The organism is Bacillus sp. SIMBA_074, assembly GCF_046534555.1.
In the GTDB taxonomy this organism is placed as follows: Bacteria; Bacillota; Bacilli; order Bacillales; family Bacillaceae_G; genus Bacillus_A; species Bacillus_A mycoides.
In genome coordinates, this window is sequence record NZ_JAWRYM010000239.1 from 1 (window position 1) to 332 (window position 332).

Sequence of the window (332 nt, forward strand, 5' to 3'; positions counted from 1 at the left end):
GGGGATGGTATTCAAATTCTTAAATATATTCCAGGTCAAGAGTATAAAGCTCATTTTGATTTTTTTACATCTGCAAGTAAAGCAACAAAAAACAATAGAATCAGCACAATCGTCATGTACCTAAATGATGTAGAGCATGGAGGAGAAACTTTTTTTCCTAAACTGAATTTTTCAGTATCACCTCAAAAAGGAATGGCAGTGTATTTTGAATATTTCTATAACGATCAAAACCTTAACGACCTGACTTTACATGGTGGAGCTCCAGTTATTACTGGAGAAAAATGGGTTGCAACACAATGGATGAGAAGGAAAAAATAGTCTCCAAATGTCAG

1 protein-coding gene is annotated in these 332 nt (G+C 34.3%); it reads left to right on the forward strand.

The window, feature by feature from the left end; all coding sequences use genetic code 11:
* Nucleotides 1–318 (forward strand): prolyl hydroxylase family protein (locus SB773_RS30665; protein ID WP_410593997.1); only part of this gene is annotated, 318 nt, incomplete at its 5' end.
* Nucleotides 319–332 lie beyond the last annotated feature (14 nt).